General features: G+C 47.9%; 20 protein-coding genes and 1 riboswitch. Of the genes, 9 read left to right on the forward strand and 11 right to left on the reverse strand.

The genetic code is table 11. The features are described 5' to 3' along the window. Window positions 1–42 precede the first annotated feature (42 nt). The 7 genes from PRUTH_RS12620 to PRUTH_RS12650 form a co-directional block, all read right to left on the reverse strand. A complete protein-coding gene (locus PRUTH_RS12620; RefSeq protein ID WP_151173413.1) occupies window positions 43–798 on the reverse strand; it encodes a HesA/MoeB/ThiF family protein in 756 nt (251 codons plus the stop codon). After that, a complete protein-coding gene (thiE, locus tag PRUTH_RS12625) occupies window positions 788–2332 on the reverse strand; it encodes a thiamine phosphate synthase (RefSeq protein WP_151173414.1) in 1545 nt (514 codons plus the stop codon). The genes PRUTH_RS12620 and thiE overlap by 11 nt, the downstream gene beginning before the upstream one ends. Beyond that, window positions 2329–3126, reverse strand: a complete 798-nt coding sequence (locus tag PRUTH_RS12630; protein WP_151173415.1) for a thiazole synthase — start codon at window positions 3124–3126, stop codon at window positions 2329–2331. The genes thiE and PRUTH_RS12630 overlap by 4 nt, the downstream gene beginning before the upstream one ends. After that, entirely contained in the window at window positions 3127–3324 is a 198-nt protein-coding gene (gene thiS / locus PRUTH_RS12635; RefSeq protein WP_022943337.1) for a sulfur carrier protein ThiS, read from the reverse strand. It lies immediately after the preceding gene. Window positions 3325–3339: 15 nt separating this feature from the next. After that, window positions 3340–4347 (reverse strand): FAD-dependent oxidoreductase, encoded by a 1008-nt coding sequence (locus tag PRUTH_RS12640; RefSeq protein WP_151173416.1) that lies wholly within the window; start codon window positions 4345–4347, stop codon window positions 3340–3342. Beyond that, the gene (thiC, locus tag PRUTH_RS12645) at window positions 4347–6296 is read right to left on the reverse strand and encodes a phosphomethylpyrimidine synthase ThiC (RefSeq protein ID WP_151173417.1); all 1950 of its coding nucleotides are present in this window, start codon (window positions 6294–6296) and stop codon (window positions 4347–4349) included. The genes PRUTH_RS12640 and thiC overlap by 1 nt, the downstream gene beginning before the upstream one ends. A 116-nt stretch (window positions 6297–6412) precedes the next feature. Beyond that, window positions 6413–6516: riboswitch (TPP riboswitch) on the reverse strand. Window positions 6517–6538: 22 nt separating this feature from the next. Next, the gene (locus PRUTH_RS12650) at window positions 6539–6982 is read right to left on the reverse strand and encodes a YaiI/YqxD family protein (RefSeq protein WP_045979243.1); all 444 of its coding nucleotides are present in this window, start codon (window positions 6980–6982) and stop codon (window positions 6539–6541) included. 247 nt (window positions 6983–7229) lie between these two features. On the opposite strand from PRUTH_RS12650, the gene PRUTH_RS12655 reads away from it, so the two are divergent. Both PRUTH_RS12655 and PRUTH_RS12660 read left to right on the forward strand, forming a co-directional pair. Next, complete coding sequence (locus tag PRUTH_RS12655; RefSeq protein WP_151173418.1) at window positions 7230–8372, forward strand: DUF3103 family protein; 1143 nt, start codon at window positions 7230–7232, stop codon at window positions 8370–8372. 117 nt (window positions 8373–8489) lie between these two features. Next, window positions 8490–11252 carry a S9 family peptidase gene (locus tag PRUTH_RS12660; RefSeq protein WP_151173419.1) on the forward strand — a complete coding sequence of 921 codons (2763 nt, stop codon included), beginning with the start codon at window positions 8490–8492 and terminating at the stop codon, window positions 11250–11252. 70 nt (window positions 11253–11322) lie between these two features. Here the strand turns inward: PRUTH_RS12660 and PRUTH_RS12665 are convergent, their stop codons facing one another. From PRUTH_RS12665 to zapB, 3 genes are read right to left on the reverse strand one after another with little or no spacing between them, the layout of a single operon-like run. Beyond that, the gene (locus PRUTH_RS12665; protein ID WP_151173420.1) at window positions 11323–12303 is read right to left on the reverse strand and encodes an MBL fold metallo-hydrolase; all 981 of its coding nucleotides are present in this window, start codon (window positions 12301–12303) and stop codon (window positions 11323–11325) included. Window positions 12304–12331: 28 nt separating this feature from the next. Further along, complete coding sequence (locus PRUTH_RS12670) at window positions 12332–12622, reverse strand: cell division protein ZapA (protein ID WP_022945437.1); 291 nt, start codon at window positions 12620–12622, stop codon at window positions 12332–12334. Further along, on the reverse strand, window positions 12622–12852 hold the full coding sequence (zapB, locus tag PRUTH_RS12675; protein WP_045979239.1) for a cell division protein ZapB: 231 nt from the start codon (window positions 12850–12852) through the stop codon (window positions 12622–12624). Before zapB ends, PRUTH_RS12670 begins: the two co-directional genes overlap by 1 nt. Before the next feature lie 247 nt (window positions 12853–13099). Between zapB and PRUTH_RS12680 the strand changes: the two genes are divergently transcribed. Then, window positions 13100–13939, forward strand: a complete 840-nt coding sequence (locus PRUTH_RS12680; protein ID WP_151173421.1) for a 23S rRNA (adenine(2030)-N(6))-methyltransferase RlmJ — start codon at window positions 13100–13102, stop codon at window positions 13937–13939. Window positions 13940–13951: 12 nt separating this feature from the next. Here PRUTH_RS12680 and PRUTH_RS12685 read toward each other — a convergent pair whose 3' ends face one another. After that, window positions 13952–14890: a cation diffusion facilitator family transporter gene (locus PRUTH_RS12685; protein WP_179954346.1), complete on the reverse strand. Its 939-nt coding sequence runs from the start codon at window positions 14888–14890 to the stop codon at window positions 13952–13954. Window positions 14891–14980: 90 nt separating this feature from the next. Between PRUTH_RS12685 and trmL the strand changes: the two genes are divergently transcribed. The 6 genes from trmL (at window position 14981) to PRUTH_RS12715 (ending at window position 21149) form a co-directional block, all read left to right on the forward strand. Continuing rightward, on the forward strand, window positions 14981–15445 hold the full coding sequence (gene trmL, locus PRUTH_RS12690; protein WP_022945433.1) for a tRNA (uridine(34)/cytosine(34)/5-carboxymethylaminomethyluridine(34)-2'-O)-methyltransferase TrmL: 465 nt from the start codon (window positions 14981–14983) through the stop codon (window positions 15443–15445). Between the two features lie 48 nt (window positions 15446–15493). Continuing rightward, a complete protein-coding gene (gene nadC / locus PRUTH_RS12695; protein WP_151173422.1) occupies window positions 15494–16345 on the forward strand; it encodes a carboxylating nicotinate-nucleotide diphosphorylase in 852 nt (283 codons plus the stop codon). Window positions 16346–16722: 377 nt separating this feature from the next. Continuing rightward, window positions 16723–17181, forward strand: coding sequence for a pilin (locus tag PRUTH_RS12700; protein ID WP_045979236.1), 459 nt, complete (start codon window positions 16723–16725; stop codon window positions 17179–17181). Window positions 17182–17250: 69 nt separating this feature from the next. Next, a complete protein-coding gene (gene pilB / locus PRUTH_RS12705; RefSeq protein WP_151173423.1) occupies window positions 17251–18942 on the forward strand; it encodes a type IV-A pilus assembly ATPase PilB in 1692 nt (563 codons plus the stop codon). A gap of 80 nt (window positions 18943–19022) precedes the next feature. Next, window positions 19023–20252, forward strand: a complete 1230-nt coding sequence (locus PRUTH_RS12710; RefSeq protein ID WP_045979234.1) for a type II secretion system F family protein — start codon at window positions 19023–19025, stop codon at window positions 20250–20252. Between the two features lie 24 nt (window positions 20253–20276). Continuing rightward, window positions 20277–21149, forward strand: a complete 873-nt coding sequence (locus PRUTH_RS12715) for a prepilin peptidase (RefSeq protein WP_151173424.1) — start codon at window positions 20277–20279, stop codon at window positions 21147–21149. The last annotated feature ends 5 nt before the right edge of the window (window positions 21150–21154 follow it).

Here is a 21154-nt window from a genome sequence, read left to right on the forward strand (position 1 = left end):
CCCGCTTTTTAGTATGTTAAGCCAGCAACCTCGCTGGCTTTTTTATTGCCCACAACAAGGGCACTGCGGGTCTTTCTGCAATTGTATTGCCCTATGGCGCAAAGTCTCGCCATCAACACAGTGCAACACGGCCGCTCCATTGCCCTTAAGCAAATAGTTAATGGCAAGCATGGCCTGTTGTGCACCGACAATGCCCAGCAAGGGCGAAATCACCCCGAGTGTGGCGCAATTAGCGGTGGGGTTATCGCTGTGCGGCGGAAACAGACAGGCATAACAGGGAGAGGTGCTATCGCCAAAGTCGAACAACGCAAGGTGCCCTTGGTGTCCCACCGCAGCGCCGCTAATTAGCGGCACCTGCGCCTTTTTGCAGGTTTTATTGAGCAGATAACGGGTTGCAAAGTTATCACTGCAATCAAGCACTAAATCACACCCCGACAACGCCGTGCTTAAAGTATGTGCGCTCGCCCGTTGGCACAGTGGCTCTAGGGTTATGTCGCTATTTAAGCTGGCTAACACTTTATTCGCCGCCTTCGTTTTAGCTTGCCCGAGATGATTAAGCTTGAACAAAATTTGCCGCTGGAGGTTAGATAGCTCGACCTCATCATCGTCCATAAACCGCACTCTGCCCACGCCGCTGGCGGCAAGGTAAAGCAGCGCGGGGCTGCCTAAGCCGCCGCAACCGACCACCAGCACGGTGGCTTGCTTTAGGCGCAACTGCCCCGCCTCGCCAACATCATCAAGCAATAACTGCCGAGCGTAACGGATACGTTCTTTGTTACTGAGCGCGTCACTGTTCACTGCGCCCGTCCTTGATTGCTTGCTGTAACTGCGCAATCGCCTGTGTAGGATGCGCTGCTTCGGTTATCGCCCGAACCACGGCGACACTGCCGACACCGGTATTGACCACCTCAGCGATACGCGTCAAATCTATGCCACCAATGGCCACCGTGGGGTAATAAGCTTGCATCAATGGTACAAAGTGACGCAGCTTCTGCAGGCCCTGAATTTGCCCGGTCATATCCTTGGTGGTGGTTGGGTAAATCGCGCCCAAGGCGATATAGCTGGGCCGGTAATTGTGCGCTAGCAGCATTTCATAAAAGCCATGAGTAGAGAGCCCTAAGCGCAGGCCAGCGTCTTGAATAGCGCGCAGGTTGGCATTGTGTAAATCCTGTTGCCCCAGATGCACACCGTAAGCGCCATGCTTTAACGCTAACTGCCAGTGATCATTGATAAACACCTGAGCATCGTGGGCACGCCCCAAGGCAATGGCCTGCTTGATAGCTTCTTCTAACTGCTCGCCATGGCAGTCTTTCATGCGCAGTTGCACGGTTTTGACACCGTGCTCCAAGCACAGCTGCAACCAATCAACACTGTCGACCACAGCGTAAAGCCCAAGTTGCTGTGGGCAAGGCGCGAATCCGGCGGCATAGTTAAAATCGGCAGCACATGGGAAATCAAGCTCGTCGCCAAGCCAACTACCGGGCTCGATCACTTGCGGAAAATCAGCAAGTTCACTCGGCCAACGCGTTTGCGCTACCGGGCCGATACCTTCGCCGTAGCGCTGCGCGCTTTTCAACCCGGCATTGATATAGGCTTTGCCAAGAATAAAGGCATCTTTAAGCGGATACCCCTTAGCCAAGCAACTAGCAATAACGGATGACAACGTACACCCCGTGCCATGGCTGTGGGGAGTGGTGATGGTGGCGTTGCCAAGCCAATATTCTTGTTCACCTTCGCGGCAGTAATCAACACAATACCCTTGTGGGTAGTCCCAATGTCCGCCTTTAATTACCACACTTTTTGCCCCCCACTGCTGCAATCGTTTCGCCGCTTCACGCAACGCATCGGGGCCAATAAGGTATATGCCGGTGAGCATTTGTGTTTCATGGACGTTGGGAGTGATTACATCAACCAAGGGCAATAAATGGGTTTTAATGGCATCGGCAATATCGTCTTGAGCGTCTTCCTCAATCAGACTATCACCACTTGTGGCAATGGCCACCGGGTCGTAAACCACATGAGGGGGGCACGACCAGTTGTCGCGATAATAACGTAAATGTTCGGCTACCAGTTGGATTTGCTGCACATTGGCGAGCATCCCTATCTTGATTGCTTGGGGACGAAGGTCATTGGCTAAGGCTTGCAATTGTGACTCCAGCACCGCCTGTGTCACTGGATTTAGTGCCTCCACGCCCAGGCTGTTTTGTGCTGTCAGTGCGGTAATGGCGCTACACCCATGCACACAAAAGCTGTGCATCGCTTTTAAGTCGGCTTGAATGCCTGCGCCACCGCCGCTATCAGAGCCGGCAATAGTCCATACTACTTCACTCATATATCCTCACTCATTGTGTGCCATGCGGGCATGCCCAACGTCGGCGTTGACGGCACGGCGGTCGACTTTTCCACCATGGGCCCTGCTAAATAACTTTGTCTGCCAGCCACGGTGGCATTGGCAAAGGCTTGTGCCATCAACACAGGGTCGTTGGCTCCTGCTATGGCTGAGTTTAGTAGCACGGCATCCACGCCCATTTCCATGGCTTGGCAGGCGTGAGAAGGCAACCCTAACCCGGCATCGACAATCAGCGTAACATCGGGTAAGCGCTCGCGAATAGTATGCAATGCATAGGGGTTTAATATGCCTTTGCCAGTACCGATGGGCGCAGCCCAAGGCATAATAACCTCACAGCCAGCGCTCACTAAACGCTGGCACACTACCAGATCATCGGTGCAATAAGGAAGCACCTTAAAACCCTGTGCCAATAATTGCTCAGCAGCAGTAACTAGGGCGATAGGGTCTGGCTGCAAGTTGTAGTCATCACCAATGAGTTCGAGCTTTATCCAGTCGGTGGCGAAAACCTCACGACACATTTGCGCCAAGGTCATCACCTCTTGCACACTGTGGCAACCTGCGGTGTTGGGCAGCACCGTTAACCCGGTATCTTTGATCAGCTGCCAAAAGTCATCTCCTCCAGCGTGAGAGTTCTGCCGACGCAGAGACACCGTGACGATTTCACTGCCACTGGCGGCAATCGCTTGATGCATGCATTGCGGCGATGGGTATAAGGCGGAGCCAATCAGCAGCCGGCTGCTGAAAGACTGACCATAGATAGTAAAAGCGTCGCTCATCTAACCTCCTTGAATGGGTGCAAGGATATCCACTTTATCGCCTTCTTTCAGGGCGGTGTGCCCATAGTCTTGCTGCGCGACAAAGTGGCCATTAACAGCGGCGGCGAACGGCGGTTTAGCCGCAAACGCAGTGATTGCCTCACTCAATGCAGCCTGCTCTGGCACGGTAACAGGCGTTTCGTTTATATAAATCTGCATATCTTCACCTTGGTTTTATACGGCGGTATTAAACTGCGCCAATGCCCGCTTAACGACAATAGGCGCGAGCATATAGCCATGGCGATATAAGCCATTAATGCTAATCACCTTGCCCCTTTGCTCAATATGTGGACGGTTATCGTTATAGGCAGGGCGCAGCCCAGCACGCAAGGACTCAACGGTGGCTTCAGCAAAGCCACTATGGACACTGTAAGCTGCGGATAACAGCTCTAAGGTAGAGCGCACCGTGATAGCTCGGGTATCTTGTGATTCAATTTCGGTGGCGCCGATGACATAGCGATGCTCTGGCTTAGGAGCGATATAAATCGGATAACGCGGATGCATGAGCCGCACCGGCCGGCTCAAGCGTACTTCAGGTGCATGCACTCTAGCGACCTCGCCACGCACGCCCCGCAACGGGGTGTACGCAGTTTTCGCTCCGATGCCGCGACAATCGATGACGGCTTGATAGTCTTGTGCTGCGAGCGTTTCAACGTCCACATCGGCGTTAAAGGTAAAGCGCACGCCACGACGTTTTAGGCTGAGGTAGCTGTGCTGATAAAAGCCTTGATTGTCGAGCTGTCCCTCGCATGGCAGGTATAGCCCTTTGCCAAAGCGCCCTGCCAGCTCGGGCTCCAGCGTCTGCAACTGAGCACCGTCAATGTCTTGCCCGGCAAAGCCCGCCAATGGCTTTAACTGTTTGCGGAAATGCGCCATGGCGCCCTGATCCTGGGGGTAGGCAACAATAATACTGCCAGCTTGCTGAAACTGAACCGGTTCATCGAGCAAGGCCAAGAGTTTTGGCCATAATGCCAAAGCAGCAAGGCCATCCTCAGCGAGGTCTTGTTCACACAGTACCGATTCGGCCATTGGCGCAAGCATCGCAGCCGCCACGTGCCCAGCACTACTGTGGCCGTGCTCATCACCGCGTTCAAACACTTCAATATCATAGTGCTGGGCAAGCAGCAGTGCGGCCACCCGGCCGCACACACCAAAGCCAACAATGGCTATTTTTTGGGCCATTAATATACCTTATGGTAGAGCTCGCTGCCTGAGGCTTTAAACTCTTCTGATTTCGCCTGCATTTGCGACTCAACATCAACCATGCGAATACTGATTTCCTCGCCAAGATTATTGGGGTCGATGCCTCTAGACTCCAGATCTTTGGCGTAATCACGTACTTCCTGAGTGATTTTCATAGAGCAGAATTTGGGCCCACACATCGAGCAAAAATGCGCGACTTTTCCTGACTCTTGCGGCAAGGTTTCATCGTGATACTCGCGCGCCCGGTCCGGGTCGAGACCCAAGTTGAATTGATCGAGCCAACGAAACTCGAAACGCGCTTTTGATAAAGCGTTGTCACGCTCCTGCGCCCCTGGATGCCCTTTGGCCAAATCGGCTGCGTGGGCGGCAATCTTATAGGTGATTAAGCCTTCTTTAACATCTTCTTTGTTAGGCAGCCCCAAATGCTCTTTCGGCGTGACATAGCACAGCATGGCGCAGCCATACCATGCGATTTGCGCCGCGCCAATGCCTGAAGTGAAGTGATCATAGCCTGGGGCAATATCGGTGGTTAGTGGGCCTAAAGTGTAAAACGGCGCCTCGCCGCAATGGGCTAACTGCTCGTCCATATTGTCTTTGATTAAATGCATCGGCACGTGACCCGGCCCTTCGATAAACACTTGCACATCATGCTGCCATGCTATTTTGGTAAGCTCGCCTAAGGTGCGTAGTTCACTGAATTGTGCTTCGTCATTGGCATCGGCAATCGACCCTGGACGCAGACCATCGCCCAACGAGAAACAAATATCGTACTGCTTTAAAATTTCGCAAATGTCTTCAAAGTGGGTGTACAGGAAATTCTCTTGGTGATGCGCTAAGCACCATTTCGCCATAATAGACCCCCCTCGGGAGACAATACCCGTGACCCGCTTTGCGGTCATAGGCACATAACGTAATAGCACCCCAGCATGGATGGTAAAATAATCGATGCCTTGCTCGGCTTGTTCTATCAGCGTATCACGGAAGATTTCCCAGGTAAGATCTTCGGCCACGCCATTTACTTTCTCAAGCGCCTGATAAATCGGCACTGTGCCCACTGGCACTGGCGAATTACGGATCACCCATTCTCTGGTTTCGTGAATATAGCGCCCGGTTGATAAATCCATAATGGTGTCGGCCCCCCAGCGGGTAGACCATACGGTTTTTTCTACTTCTTCTTCGATGGATGAGCTAACCGACGAGTTACCGATGTTAGCATTAACTTTCACCAAGAAGTTACGCCCGATGATCATCGGCTCAGATTCGGGGTGATTGATATTATTGGGGATCACTGCTCGCCCTCGAGCAACCTCATCACGGACAAACTCAGGGGTAATAAATTCTGGGATACTGGCACCAAAAGACTGCCCAGGGTGCTGCTGAGCTAATAACTCCTTGCGCACCTCTGCACGGCCCACATTCTCGCGAATGGCAATGTACTCCATTTCTGGGGTAACGATCCCTTGGCGAGCGTAATGCATTTGCGTGACATTTTTACCCGCCTTAGCGCGGCGCACCTGCGGTAGATGCTCAAAGCGAATATGGTCAAGCCCTTCGTCAGCCATACGCTGCTGGGCAAACTGCGAGCTTTTATGATCTAATAGCTCGGTGTCATCACGCTCTGCAATCCAAGCCTGGCGGAATTTAGGCAGGCCTTTGCGCACATTGAGCTCAAAATCTGGATCGGTGTATGGCCCTGAGGTATCATAAACACGAATAGGGTCGTTTTTTTCGTAGATGGGATCTTCTTCACTGCCGCCAACAAAGGTATCGCTTAATGCGATTTCCCGCATACCTACTCGCACTCCGGGCTGCGAGCCCTCAACATAGACTTTTTTGGAATTGGGGAAAGGCTGCCCCGTAAGGTTGTGGATGTATTCAGACGCCGCTTCACGGCTTTGACGACGGCTTGGTTTGGTTTTCTGTGACATGACGCACCTCACTATTTTACTGAGTATTGGTCTTGTCTGGAGGCGATAGAGCCTGTGGTCCGCGCGCATAAGCGCTGCTTTGGCTGGGCATGGTTTGTGCCATTACGGCACAAGCGTGCCGAGGCAAGCTTGTTCCCTACGCAGGTGTGAGCCTGATCAGGTTAACGGATCCCGCATTTGCGATCTCAGCCCTTCAGTTAGGGCACTCCGACAAGTATTCGCCAGCAGTCTAGCTTACAAACTCATTGTTGCGCAAGCCAGCGGTCAAGATGATTGGCAAATTGTTGTTTGTCTTGGGCACTCAAAGGGGCTTGGCCACCGGTTTGGATGCCGCTGCTTCTTAAGGTATCCATAAAATCACGCATATTAAGGCGCGACTTGATATTCTCTTTGGTGTACAGCTCACCCCGTGTATTCAGTGCTAGTGCGCCTTTATCAATTACTTCCGACGCTAATGGGATGTCGCTGGTGATCACCAACTCGCCAGCCTGAACTTGCTGTACGATTTCATTATCAGCCACATCAAAACCCGGCATGACTTGCTGCATACGCAAGAAATCTGATGCTGGCAAACGCAGGTATTGGTTGGCAACAAAGACCGCTGTGGTTTTCGTGCGTACCGCAGCGCGGCAGATAATTTCGCGGATAGCGACGGGACACGCATCGGCGTCAACCCAAATAGTCATGGCGTTTCTTCCTAATTAAGTAGGTGTGCAGTATATCAAGTTTGTCAGTGGAGGTATGAAGTGATGCAAGAATAAGTATAAAGGATGAAAAATGAAGCGCTTTCCCCGCACTATTTACGTCCGTTTACACGCAGAATGCATTTCACTGCTCCGATGTGTTGACCCTGCAAAAGGTAAAAGGTTAAAAAAAGGTTAACACCCTACCTCAGGTGTACTTTTTGAAACTTGATCACACATGGAGCATAAAATGAAAAAACTATCACTACTGAGCTTGGCACTCGCCTCTACGCTGAGCCTCACCAGTCACCTAAGTGTTGCCTCACAAACAACCGCTGTCACCCAACAGGCACAGGCCGCCCACAGTGTATTCCAAAGCAAAAAAGCCCTTGCCAAAAACATTGCCAAGAATCTAAAGCAGCTACAACCGACCCTACAACAACAACTAAGTGCCTACTCGTTGGCAGTGAGTGCCGATAAGTTAGTGCCAAAAGACGCTCAAAGCGAGTTTGATCTGCAACAGCATAATGCCCAAATTCGTTCGCTAAAGGGCCTACCTGAACAGGGCGACAACCTATTACAACTGCGCCTAGCGCATCGCAACATGCTTAATGACTGGCAGCAAGGCGAACCGGCGCTGGTTGCTTTTGCCCCCAAGGGCGATGACAAACACTGGGATGTGGTAGAAGCGTATGACCAACAAGGACAGCTGCATTTACTCGATGCCTACACGCTTCCTGATACACCGGTTTTCATCGTCGAGCTTGACGCCAAAAAGACCCTTACTGAGGGACTTGCGATAATGCGCTCGGTGCTGGCATCAACCCAACAACCGACGCTGCAAAGTAAATACAGCACCCAAAACGAACAACCGTTATCCACCACAGTGCTTAAACAAATCCGTCTTAATGATGATGAAGAGCCTTGGATTTCAGGTGCCGCTGAAGTGTACGCCATTGTCACGGGTGTGAGCCCGTCTCGCGATGAGCCAGTGCTAGACATTGTTGATATGCCCTACTTAGATCACGACGGCGAAAACTACTACCCAAACCAAGTGTTAATTCACTGGAATCGCTACCGTTGGCAAGCTGCGGATATCTTATTGATGGAGCAAGACGACAATACCAATTATAAAACTCTGGCGAGTAAACTATTAGAAGTCGCCACAGCGGTACTGCGCGCAATTCCGAATCCTGACGCTCAGGGCTATGCCATTATTCCTCAGCTAACAAATGAGATTTTACAAGCAATGCCTGATGCATGGTTCACTAATGATGACGACTATGTTGACGTGTATTACACCCTACGTGAAGGGCAAACATATCGTAACTATGCGGGCGCCAGCAACAACGCAAGGGTCACGCTGGAACCACTTACTATCGACCCAAGATAAAACACTATGGCGCTGCTTAGTGCAGCGCCTATCTCAAAAACTATCCACTTTATCGCGTTTGCTCGAATCTTCGCCTGTTACCGTTACAATAGCTAAAAAAGCAAACAGGACGTGGTCATGAAACCTCAACTTACTTTTCTAACTGCTGTGCTGGCAGGTGCACTGGCGACACCAGTGGCCGCTAAGCAGGCGTTGCAATTTAACGATGTCTTCGATTTCAAGTATCCGCAACACACCGTTTTGGGCGAGCAAGGCCAGTACCTAGCCTTTAGTGCCGAACCTTATCGCGGCGACGCTCAAGGTCAGGTGTATAACCTAGATAACAATGAACTTATTGCCACGGTGGCACGCGGTACAGCGGCACAGATTAATAAAAACAGCCAATGGGTGGCATTCACCCAAGTCCCCACCCTCTTGAATAAAGAAAGCACTGACAAAAAAGCGCGCAAGAAATTAAAAAACAACCTCGTCTTGGTCAATACCCAAACGGGTGCCCAGCAAAGTTTTGAGCAAGTGAAAGACTATCAACTCTCTGATGATGGTCGCTGGCTCGCCTATCGCCTCCACAGCAGCAGCGATCAAGATGCTGATAACGAAAAAGAAAAAGCCGATACTGGTGATGACCTGCATATTAGCGCTGATAAAAAAGATAAAACCTATGACTTAGTCATTGTTGATCTAACCAGCAACGAGCAGACACGCCTTGATTCAGTGTTCACTTATGCCATCAGCCATACCAGTGCAGGTATCGTCTTCAATCAACACAGCAGTGATGGCAGTAATAACCAAGTCAGCTATTTTGACTTTGCCTCACAACGCACGGACTCGCTGATAGATGAGCCAGGGGTAACCGTTAGCACCATCGAATGGCACCCAGTACAAAACCTTGTGGCCTTTAATGTCGGCAATTATGTCAATGATGATACGCGCCGCCGCGACTACCGTACGATGTTGTGGCATGGTCAGCAAAACACCTTAGAAACGCTGCCAAGTCAATGGCAAGCGGGCAAGAAAGGCACACTGAGTTGGTCGGAAGATGGCGCTCGCCTATACTTTACAACACGACCAGAGCTTGACGCCAAAGTGACCAAGAAAAAGTACCAAGACGCGCAGTCGTTGCGCGACTTCGACACCATAGTGGCTCAGGCGAATATTGAAGTATGGCACCACCAAGATCCAGAAATTAAACCGCGCGAAAAACAGCAATGGCAGAAAGAAAAAAAATATCGCCATTACCAAGCGGTATATCACCTTAATGGCAAGAAGGTGGTGCAACTGGCCGATGAGCAAGTGCCAAAGGTGCGGTTAAACAAAAAAGCAGATCACCTCATTGGTTACTCTAACCTGCCCTATTTGCACGAGATGACCTACAAAGGCTTTTATAATGATTATTATGCCATTGATGTTCTCAACGGCAGTAAACAAGTCATCGTCAAAGCCCATCCACATCGCCCGAGTTTGTCACCAATAGGGCAACATGAGGTGTACTTTAGTGACCAAGGGTGGCAGCTAAAAGATTTAGCCAATAATACAGTGACTCCCCTTAGTAAAGCAGTGAATGCAGTATTTGCCGATGATAAGCATGATTACCCCTCCGAGGTAGACGGCTATGGTGTTGCTGGCTGGTATAAAGACGGCTCGAAGGTACTGATTAATTCTAAATACGATATTTGGGCCTTTGATGTTGAAAGTGGCGAAGCCCAAGTTTTAACGCAAGGGCAAGCTAAGCAGGTTCAGTATCGGGTGGTTAACCTAGACGATGATAAGCTTGGTTTTGATGACCAAGAGCAGCTGCTGCTACGCGCATTTAATGTAAATAATAAGCAGACCCAAATAGGTGCACTGGATTTAGCAAATAACACTGTGCGTACACTTTTGGCTGGTGAAGCGCGCTTTGATGTAAAAATGAAGGCCAAACACGCTGATAAATACATTTTTACCAAGCAGAGTTATCACCAGTTTCCTGACTTTTGGCAGGCTGATGCCCAGCTAACAAACCCTCGCCAGATAACCGATCTGAACCCACAAATCAGTCAGTTTAAATGGGGGCAAAAGCCAGAACTAGTTAGTTACAAAGGCTACGATGGCGAGGACTTACAAGGCGTGCTGATAAAACCTGCGGACTACGTAGAAGGTGAGCAAGTGCCTGTGGTTATCTACTTTTACCGCTATATGAGCCAGCGACGTTACGACTTCCCAAAAATGGAGCTTAACCATCGCCCTAACTTCCCGATGTTTACATCGAACGGTTACGCGGTGTTCTTGCCTGATATTCGCTTTGAGATTGGTAAACCTGGCCCCTCGTCCACTCAAACCATGATCAATGCCGCACAAAAGCTGATTGATATGGGCGTTGCCAAAAAAGATGCCATAGGCTTGCAAGGACACTCATGGGCCGGCTACCAAAGTGCCTTTATGGTAACGCAAACCGATATGTTTAAAGCAGTTGTCTCAGGAGCGCCGGTATCGAATATGACCTCGGCATACAGCGGTATCCGCCTAAAATCTGGATTAGCGCGTCAATTCCAATATGAAACGGGGCAAAGCCGTATTGGTAAGGCACTGTATGAAGATGTCGATGCCTACATTGACAACTCACCGGTGTTTTTTGCCGATAAAATAAACACTCCAATTATGATTATGTTTGGCAATGAGGATGGCGCCGTGCCTTGGCAAGAAGGGATTCAGTACTATTTAGCATTGCGCCGCGCCGGGAAAGAGGTGATTTTCCTTGAATATGATGGCGAGCCACATCACCTGAAACAGTTCCCCAACCAAGTGGACTTTTCTATTCGCATGATGCAGTACTTTAATCATCACCTAAAAGGTGAACCAGCGCCACAGTGGATGACGCAAGGTGTCCCTTTTATTGAGGAATAATTAACGCTATAACACAGCAATACATTTGCGTTATAAGCCAACCCAAGCGGGTTGGCTTTTTTTATGTGTGCTATTGCCCTTGTGTGGCTTTGGCGCGCTGCAACCCTGCGGTTAAAAAGACGCGGTAAGCGCGCTGCTCTAACCCTGGCTCGCTAGGTGAAAAGTGTGTTGGAAAGCTTGCGACTAGCTCTTCTACATTTTGCTCAGGGTGTTTATTTACGTGCTCAACAATGGCTATTAACCACGCTTTTGGGATACTCAAGCTCGCTTTGCTATATGCATCACCATGTCCTGGTAGGACTTGAGTGATATCCAGAGCTGCCAAATCATCGAAAGCGCGCAACCACTGCGAGAAATTTGCTTCCCCTGGGTAGGGCTTTATGTCGACCATATCCGCACCGGCGAGAAGCGCCTCTTGCTCAATATATACCATCAGGTCGGCATCGGTATGCGCCGCGTAGGGCAATATGTTGAGCTCGTAATTACCTAAGTCCAATGTGGTCTTTTTGTTTATTGCCAGCTGGGGTGATTGCAGCTCTAAATGCTGCCATTTATCTAAACGCGCTTTGGCTGCTGCTATTTTTTGCTGCCAAGGAAGCTGTTCTTGCTCGGGCAAGTTATTCATGCGGTGCTCGCTTAGAGCAATACTCTTGGCAAAACCATCTAAGCGTTCGTTGAGCTGGGCATGAGCGAGATGAAACTGATCATTGAGATGTTGGTGGACGATAAGTTTAGCGTCCGGGTAATGGCTTTGTAACAGTGCCATACCCAATAAATGGTCATCATGAGGGTGAGAAACTAACAAGTAGCACAGTGGCACTTTTAGCTGCTTGTCTAACTTGCTAATGAAGCGCTCAGTTTGCGAAAACTCCCCTGGCGCATCGATTAATAAGGCGCATTCATCGCCCTGGATAAGCACCTGATTTGAATCATAGTACTTTAGCTTTTCATGTTGTTGGATAAAGTCGACATGAGCACTGATGCTGTGCCATTGCTGGGCATGGCTTACGGTGGTGGTGAGGGCTAATAATAAAAACAGAAATTGGCGCATAGGCTTCCCTTGGGCGCGACTATGCGCCTTATGATGTTGTTTCTAAGGCTGATGTCAGTTTGGAGCACAGTTGGCTCTGCATTTGTTGCTGCTCAGTGAGCTGCGACTTCGCTTCTAATAACTCATGGCACAGGTTGAGTGCTGCCATAAGTAACGCTTTGTCATCATTGCGCACCGCTGAGCGCTGACGCATATGTTCAACGCTCTCATTGAGGTGCTGTGCCGCATCAAGTAACGCCTGCTCTTGCCCAGGGGGACAAGCAAACTGATGCTCCCTACCGAGCAAATTGACCTTGACGCTGTGTCCGTCGTTACTCATTAACCCGCCGCGCTAGCCGACTGCAGTTTTTCCAGTAGGCTCGTTAATGTGCTACTGGTTTCTTTCTGCTTTTCTTCGCTTTCTAGCACTTCTAGCTGCAAGGTTTCGTTTTCGTCCATTAGCTTAGTATTGTTTTCACGTAAAGTGGTCACTTCTTGCTGTAATTCACTGTTACGCTGAATCAATTTATCGACCAGTTGTTCGAGTTGGGAAAGGGTTTCTTGGTTCATAAAGGCGCTCTTTAAACTGTTGATTAGAATCTGCAAATGTAAAGCAATCTGCCCAGCGATGCTAGGGGGTGTAGCGTATTTCCTGTAAATTTTGCCAGTATTAACAGCGGGTTCATTTAAATCACCCAATATTCAGCAGCGGTTTATAGTAGCTGCTTATTAATCAATCACCCAAAGTACCCATCTAGCTCTGTTTATCTGGTGCAAATACAGTAAAATGACCACAATTTAAGTTTTAGGAGCCGTTATGCTCAGTTATCGCCATTCTTTTCATGCTGGCAACCCCGCCGATGTGGTGAAGCACCTAGTGTTAGCACAAACACTGCAACACATGGTCAAAAAAGAGAAGCCCTTTGATTATATTGATACCCACTCGGGAGCCGGTTTTTTCGCCATCGACAATGCCGATATGCAGAAAACCCAAGAATTCAACGATGGCATTGCTAAGCTGTGGCAGTATCAAGGTGATGTAGATGCGCTCGCCGATTATGTAGCCCTGATTAAGGGTATGAACGAGTCCGCTCAGTTACGTCATTACCCGGGTTCACCTAAGGTCGCTGAACATTACTTACGTAAACAAGACAAAGGCTGGTTTTTTGAGCTGCACCCTCAAGACTTAAAACTACTGCAAAAAAATATGGCAGGTAAGCGCTCGTTACGAGTAAAAGATGAAAACGGCTTTAAAGGCTTGCTGGCACTGGTGCCGCCTCTTTCGCGCCGGGCATGCGTGTTAATGGACCCGCCTTATGAAGTAAAGAGTGACTACGACAAAGCGGTCGATACCTTTATAAAAGCACATCAACGCTTTAGTACCGGCACTTATTTGTTGTGGTACCCCGTGGTTGAGCGCTCCCGCATAGACCGCCTTGAACAACGTTTTATTGACTCTGGTATTCGAAACATTCAATTGTTCGAGCTTGCCACTCAAGGCGATAGTGAAGAACGTGGCATGACCGCCTCAGGGATCATTGCCATCAACCCGCCTTACACGCTAAAAGCAACGATGCAACAGGTACTACCGGAGTTAGTGAAGGTGCTCAGCGAGCAAGACGGGTTTTATCGTTGCGAGCAACTGGTTGATGAATAACCTGAAACAACACTAACAACTTGATTTGTTGACCACTGAAATTGGATCTTGGTGAATCAGCACATCAACTTCACCACCGAACTCAGGGTGCTTTTGTTCGCTAAACGCCTCTTGAATAAGTACCGCTACCTCGTCCGCGACTTGGTGTGCCCTGATCAAAGGCATGTTGTCATCCAGTTCTAAATGAAGTTGCACAAAGCGTACTTTGCCGCCTTGGCGAGTACGCAAATCGTGCACACCTAAGACTTGCTCGTGGCTTTTGGCAACTGCCACTATCTGCGTTTTTTCTTCATCTGGCAGTTCTTTGTCCATTAAATGCGCCGCACTCTCGGTGCCTATTTGCCAAGCGTTGTAAAGCAAGTAGGCAGCAACTAAGATGGCAAAAAATGGATCGGCACCGGCAATACCGTAGTAGGCCAACATCAGAGCAAGCAATACTGCTAAGTTCAGTAATAGATCACCCTTATAGTGCAGTGAATCGGCTTTTATCGCCACCGACTCAGTACGCTTAATAGATTGATATTGCACATAGACAACGATTAAGGTGCAAAAAATAGCAAAAATACTCACCCACACACCCAACAATGTATGATTGACAGTGACAGGGTTAATAAAGCGCTCGATGGCATGAAAGGCTAATAAACAGCCACTGCCACTGATAAAAGCGGCTTGACCGAGACCAGCCAAAGCTTCCGCTTTACCATGACCAAAACGATGGTCGTCGTCAGCCGGTTTTAGGGCATAACTGAGAACAAAGAAGTTCATTAAGGTAGCGCTTATATCAAGCAGTGAGTCGGTCAGTGACCCTAGCATAGCGGCAGAGCCTGATGCCAACCACGCCCACGCCTTAGTTGCAATCATCAAACTAACCATAGCCAACGTAATCAAGTTAGCGAAGCGCACCCAAAAGTTGTAACCTCTTGCTGGGGTTGACGCGCCTTGGTTGTTCATAAAATGCACCTAGAGTTATCGAATCTATGCGTCATTTTAACCATCTTTGGTATACTCACGCCACTGTATCGCGCTCAGCTCAGAAGACTTATGTTAGACATTGTTTTATTTCAACCCGAAATCCCCCCTAATACTGGTAATATTATTCGCTTGTGTGCCAACACCGGCTACCGCTTACACTTAATAGAACCATTGGGGTTTGAGTGGGATGACAAACGTATTAAACGGGCAGGCTTGGATTATCACGAGTTCTCTAATGTTCAGCGCCATCCGAGCTTAGAAGCTTATATCGACGCCTGTGCCCCAAAACGTATTTACGCATGTACCACCAAAGGTACGCGCTTTCATCATGAAGTCGCCTATCAACCAGGTGACGCGCTGTTGTTTGGCCCCGAAACACGCGGGCTGCCTAGCGAAGTTATCGCCTCTTTACCAGCAGAGCAACGGGTACGTATTCCCATGCAAGCAAACAGCCGCAGTATGAACCTATCGAATGCAGTCGCGGTATTTGTTTATGAATCCTGGCGCCAACTCGACTTTGAGGGCGCCTGCTAAACGCACCGATGCTACATTCTCTAACCAGCTATATAAGAACTAGATATTATGACACCAAGCCAAGCACTGATTCGCCAACTCGTTCAACAAGCCCTTGATGAAGACTTAAATGGTCTCAGCCCAAGTGAAGGTGATATTACCGCACAGCTGATCCCTGAGCAGCAGCAGGCTAATGCCGATGTTATCACCCGAGAGGAAGCCATTTTTTGTGGCCAAGAGTTGGTAAAAGAAGTTTTTGCTCAAGTAGACCCCAGTGTCGAACTCACTTTTTTCGTCGCCGATGGGGATAAAGTGCTACCCGAGCAGCGCCTATTTAACGCCAAAGGCAGCGCCCGGGCTATTTTGACCGCCGAGCGCACGGCACTTAACTTCGTACAAACGTTAAGTGCAACGGCCACAGCAGCTTATAGTTATAGCCAAGTCTTGGTCAATTCCAATACTAAATTACTAGATACTCGTAAAACTATTCCAGGTTTACGAGCACTGCAAAAATACGCAGTCAAATGTGGCGGCGGAGTGAACCACCGTATCGGTTTATTTGATGCATTCTTAATTAAAGAGAACCATATCGCGGCCTGTGGCAGTATTGCTGCGGCGGTTTCCCAAGCCAAGCACAATCACGCGGATAAGCCTGTAGAAGTTGAAGTTGAGAGTCTCGATGAGTTGCAACAAGCGCTCAGTGCTGGCGCGGACATTATTATGCTTGATAACTTTTCTTTAGCGGATGTAAATACAGCCGTTAAACTAACTAACAAATCAGCCAAGCTAGAAGTATCGGGCAATATCACTTTGGCAACTTTGCAACAGTACGCTAACGTTGGCGTAGACTACGTATCCAGTGGCGCCTTGACTAAACACATTGAAGCTGTTGATTTATCAATGCGTTTTCAACAACTATAGTGACTTTGCAAAATATTCAAGTAGAATAGCTGAATTCGGTATAGATGTTAGCAGTTGTTAAAAAAAGTGCTACACAAAGCCAAAATGCCGTGATAGCATCTAGTTTTAAAGAATGAGATTTATACTTAGGTAGTAATACTTTGTTATAAATCAACGAAACTGTAATAAAAGAAATCTACACTCAAGGAACGGTGTCTCAGTTAGTTGAATTCAACAATTGGACTATACTTCCTAAGATATCTGAACCTGTAGGTTTTGACATTGCTAGGCGCTTGTTGCCCCACGTAGTACAAGCAACTAGTCGACCAATTGCTGAATCAATGATTTAGCAACACTGGTTACCTTAACTTTGCCCAACAATCCTTTAGGAGAGGAACATGGAAAAAATGACTCAAAACAAACAACAGGGTTTCACCCTGATTGAATTAATGATCGTTGTTGCGATCATCGGTATTTTGGCAGCAGTAGCGCTTCCAGCTTACCAGAGCTATACAAAAAGAGCTGAATTTACGGAAACTACAATCGCTGCTTCTAACATTAAAACAGCGGTGATGGTATGTATCCAAACTGAAGGCCTTGCAGGTGCAGGTAACTGTGTTGCTGGTTCGAAAGGTATCCCTGCCGATGTAACAGCTGGTGCGGGTGTCGTAGGTACTGCGTTTACAGCAACATTGAGCACACCTCCTGCGGCTGGCGATACAGTCGAGATTGTTGCTACAGCTCCGACTGACTCTCCAAACACTGGTGAGACTTTCACTCTTACAGGTACTATCAACGCTGCAGGTACTGTTAACTGGGACGAAACTTGTTCCAACACCAACACAGACCTTTGCTAATACCTACCTAAGTTGTACAAGACAAAAAGAAGTGGTTACACTTCTTTTTGTTTTTTGTGTGGATTAATAATGAACCTAAATTCTCCCTTAGCCCGCAGACTCGCCAGTTCTGGAGCTATAGATATACAAAAGCTCCATTCCCACAAACTGGATAACCCAGCCACACTTCCTGAAGTTTTATGTCAGCTGTCAGGGTTAACGCCGCAGCAACTTCAAGCAAAAGCCTGCCATATTTTCAATGTGTCGCAGTTTGATATATCTCAGATCGATAGCGAATTCATCACAAACACCGAGTTTCTAAATGAAAAGTTAATTCGGAAGCATAAAACGCTACCGATTTCGGTAAAGGGCAAAACCCTTTATGTCGCAACGGCCGACCCTACGAACTTTAGCGCATTCGAAGATTTCGAATTTAATACAGGTATGCAGGTAGAGCCTATTGTCGTGCGTTATGATCAGCTCGACTCGGTTATTGATGGTCTTTTTGACAGCGCCTCGAGCTTGGGGCTCACTGAAGACGATATGGACGAGCTCGAAGGTGTCGACTCTGGTGATGGTAATAAGAAAGATTTAGCTACCGATGTAAACTCTAAGGAAGACGACGCCCCCATTATCGTTTACATCAATAAAATTTTAATGGATGCGATTAAGCGCGGTGCTTCCGATTTACACTTTGAGCCTTATGAAAAACGTTACCGCATCCGTTTTCGTGTTGATGGGGTTCTTCATGAAATAGCTTCCCCCCCAATCAACCTGGAAAGCCGTATCGCTGCACGTATCAAGGTTATGTCGCATATGGACTTGGCGGAGAAGCGAAAACCTCAAGATGGCCGTATAAAATTAAAAATAAACGCCAAAAAAAGTATCGATTTCCGTGTGAGTACCCTCCCCACCCTTTGGGGTGAGAAAATCGTAATGCGTATTCTCGATAGTTCCAGTGCAATGCTTGGCATTGATGTGCTTGGCTATGAGCCTGAGCAAAAACAGCTTTATTTGGATGCACTTGCACAACCTCAGGGAATGATTTTAGTTACTGGCCCGATAGGTTCAGGTAAAACCGTATCACTTTATACCGGTCTCAATATTCTTAATACCACTGAGCGCAATATTAGTACTGCCGAAGACCCCGTTGAAATAAACCTTGAGGGGATTAACCAGGTTCAAATCAGCGCTAAATCTGATATGACCTTTGCCAATGCTTTGCGTGCGTTTTTGCGTCAAGACCCTGATATTGTCATGGTGGGTGAGATTCGAGACTTAGAAACAGCGGAAATATCGATAAAAGCAGCGCAAACAGGCCACTTAGTACTATCGACACTACACACCAACTCAGCACCAGAAACCTTGACTCGTTTAATGAATATGGGTGTACCGTCTTACAACATCGCCAGTTCAGTGAGCTTGATTATTGCCCAGCGTCTAGCTCGTCGGTTATGCAAGCATTGCAAAGAGCCAGAACAGCTACCTCAAGAAGAACTGATAAAGCAAGGCTTTACACAAGAGCAGCTAAACGATTTAACTGTCTACAAACCTGTAGGTTGTGATGATTGCACCGAAGGCTACAAAGGCCGAGTTGGTATTTATGAAGTGATGCCCATTACTCCGAAAATCGCCGAAATTATTATGCGTGGCGGTAACTCATTAGAGATAGCAGAAGTCGCAACTCAAGAGGGTGTCAATAACCTAAGAAAGTCAGGCTTAAAAAAAGTGGCACAGGGCGTGACTAGCCTAGTAGAAGTCAATCGCGTAACCAATGTATAAACCATTTATATAAAACAGCAGTAACCTTTGCTTTAACGCTGTGTTAAAATTAAGTAATCAACAAGGCTTGTGAGAAAATAATGGCAAAACAACAACAAGCAAACCAATTGGATACTTTCCAGTGGGTGGGTGTAAGCACTCGTGGCAAAAAGCTTGAAGGTGAACTAACCGGTACCAGTATCGCCTTAGTAAAAGCCCAATTGCGCAAGCAAGGGATCACACCTTCTAAAGTTAAACGCAAACCCAAACCTCTATTTGGACTTTCTGGCGAGAAGAAGATATCAGCTAAAGATATTGCTATGTTTACCCGGCAACTAGCTACCATGTTGCTTGCAGGGGTGTCCTTGGTTCAGGCCATAGATATGATTGCCGATGGTTCTGAGAACAAGAGCGTTAAAAATCTCCTTCGCAGTATCGGAGAGGAAGTAAAGGCAGGCCAACCTCTGAGTACAGCATTACGTAAACATCCCAAATATTTTGATGATTTGTATTGCGATTTAGTTGCATCTGGTGAGCAGTCAGGTGCGCTAGATAGAATTTTTGACCGAGTCGCTCTTTACAAAGAAAAAGCAGAAGCTCTTAAATCGAAAATCAAAAAGGCGATGTTTTACCCTGTAGCCGTAATATTCGTAGCGGCAATCGTAACTTCTATATTGCTGATTTTTGTGGTGCCCCAGTTTAAAGAAATATTCGAGGGCTTTGGCGCCGAACTCCCTGCCTTTACTCTTTTAGTGATCAGTATTTCAGAGTTTATGCAAGCATACTGGTGGATCGCTGTATTGGTACTGGGCATAGGTGGTTACGTTTTCAAACAAGCACATCGACGCAATAAACAGCTACGAGATAATGTTGATAAGCTCATTCTGAAAACTCCTATCGTTGGTTCTATCTTAAATAAGGCAGCTGTGGCGCGTTATGCTCGAACTTTATCGACTACTTTTGCCGCAGGTGTACCTTTAGTGGATGCACTAGATTCAGCAGCAGGAGCTTCAGGTAATGCGGTTTATCGCGATGCGATTTTAGATATTAAAGCTGAGGTCAGCTCTGGTAACCCAATGAACTGGGCAATGCGTAACTCTAATATCTTTCCCGATATGGTGATTCAAATGGTCGCCATTGGTGAAGAGTCAGGTTCACTGGATGATATGCTTGCTAAGGTGGCAACCATTTATGAGCAAGAAGTAGACGATGCCGTGGACGGCCTCTCAAGCCTGTTAGAGCCACTCATTATGGCTGTGCTAGGGGTGCTAATCGGTGGCCTTATTATCGCCATGTACCTGCCTATATTCCAACTCGGTTCTGTTATTTAGATGTTTTCAGAAGTACTCGAATTAATGAAAAGCGAGCCGTGGTTTTTTATAACCACGGTTCTTTTTGTATCCTTAGCTGTAGGTAGCTTCCTCAATGTGGTTATTTACCGCATTCCAAAGATGATGCAAAATCAATGGCAGTCAGAGTGTCGCTTACTACTTGCCGATGAATTGGCATCAAAAAGTGAACAAAGCCAATCAGCATCCGCTCCTTTTAACCTTCTAACGCCAGCTTCGACTTGCCCGAAATGTAATAACAAAATCAAGCCTTGGCACAATATCCCCCTGCTCAGTTGGCTATTTTTAAAGGGCCAATGCGCTTACTGCCAGGCGCCTATCTCTATTCGCTATCCAGCTATAGAGCTCATCACTGCGGTTCTAAGTTTAGTTGTCGCGCTTACCTTTGGCCCCACTCAACTAACCGTGCTTTACATCATTATCACCTGGGTATTGGTGGCACTGACATTCATAGACATAGACCATATGCTGTTGCCAGATCAGCTGACGTTACCGCTGTTATGGCTGGCTTTATTAGCAAGTGTTGCAGGGATCACCATAGAACCGAGTGCAGCACTAATTGGCGCTGCCGCAGGCTACCTTAGCTTATGGAGCGTTTATTGGCTGTTCAAATTGCTGACCGGTAAAGAAGGGATGGGCTATGGTGACTTTAAACTACTGGCGGTATTTGGTGCCTTATTAGGTTGGCAAGCATTACTGATGATCATACTCCTGTCTAGCATTGTGGGTGCCGTAATTGGGATTACCTTACTCTCTGTTCAAGGCAAAGATAAGGCAACCCCGATTCCATTTGGGCCTTATATTGCCATTGCTGGCTGGATAGCCATGCTTTGGGGAGAGCAAATCCAAGGCGCTTATTTCGGCGCTATTTTGGGTTAAAGCAA

Origin of the sequence: Pseudoalteromonas ruthenica (assembly GCF_008808095.1) — a bacterium.
Lineage (GTDB): Bacteria > Pseudomonadota > Gammaproteobacteria > Enterobacterales > Alteromonadaceae > Pseudoalteromonas > Pseudoalteromonas ruthenica.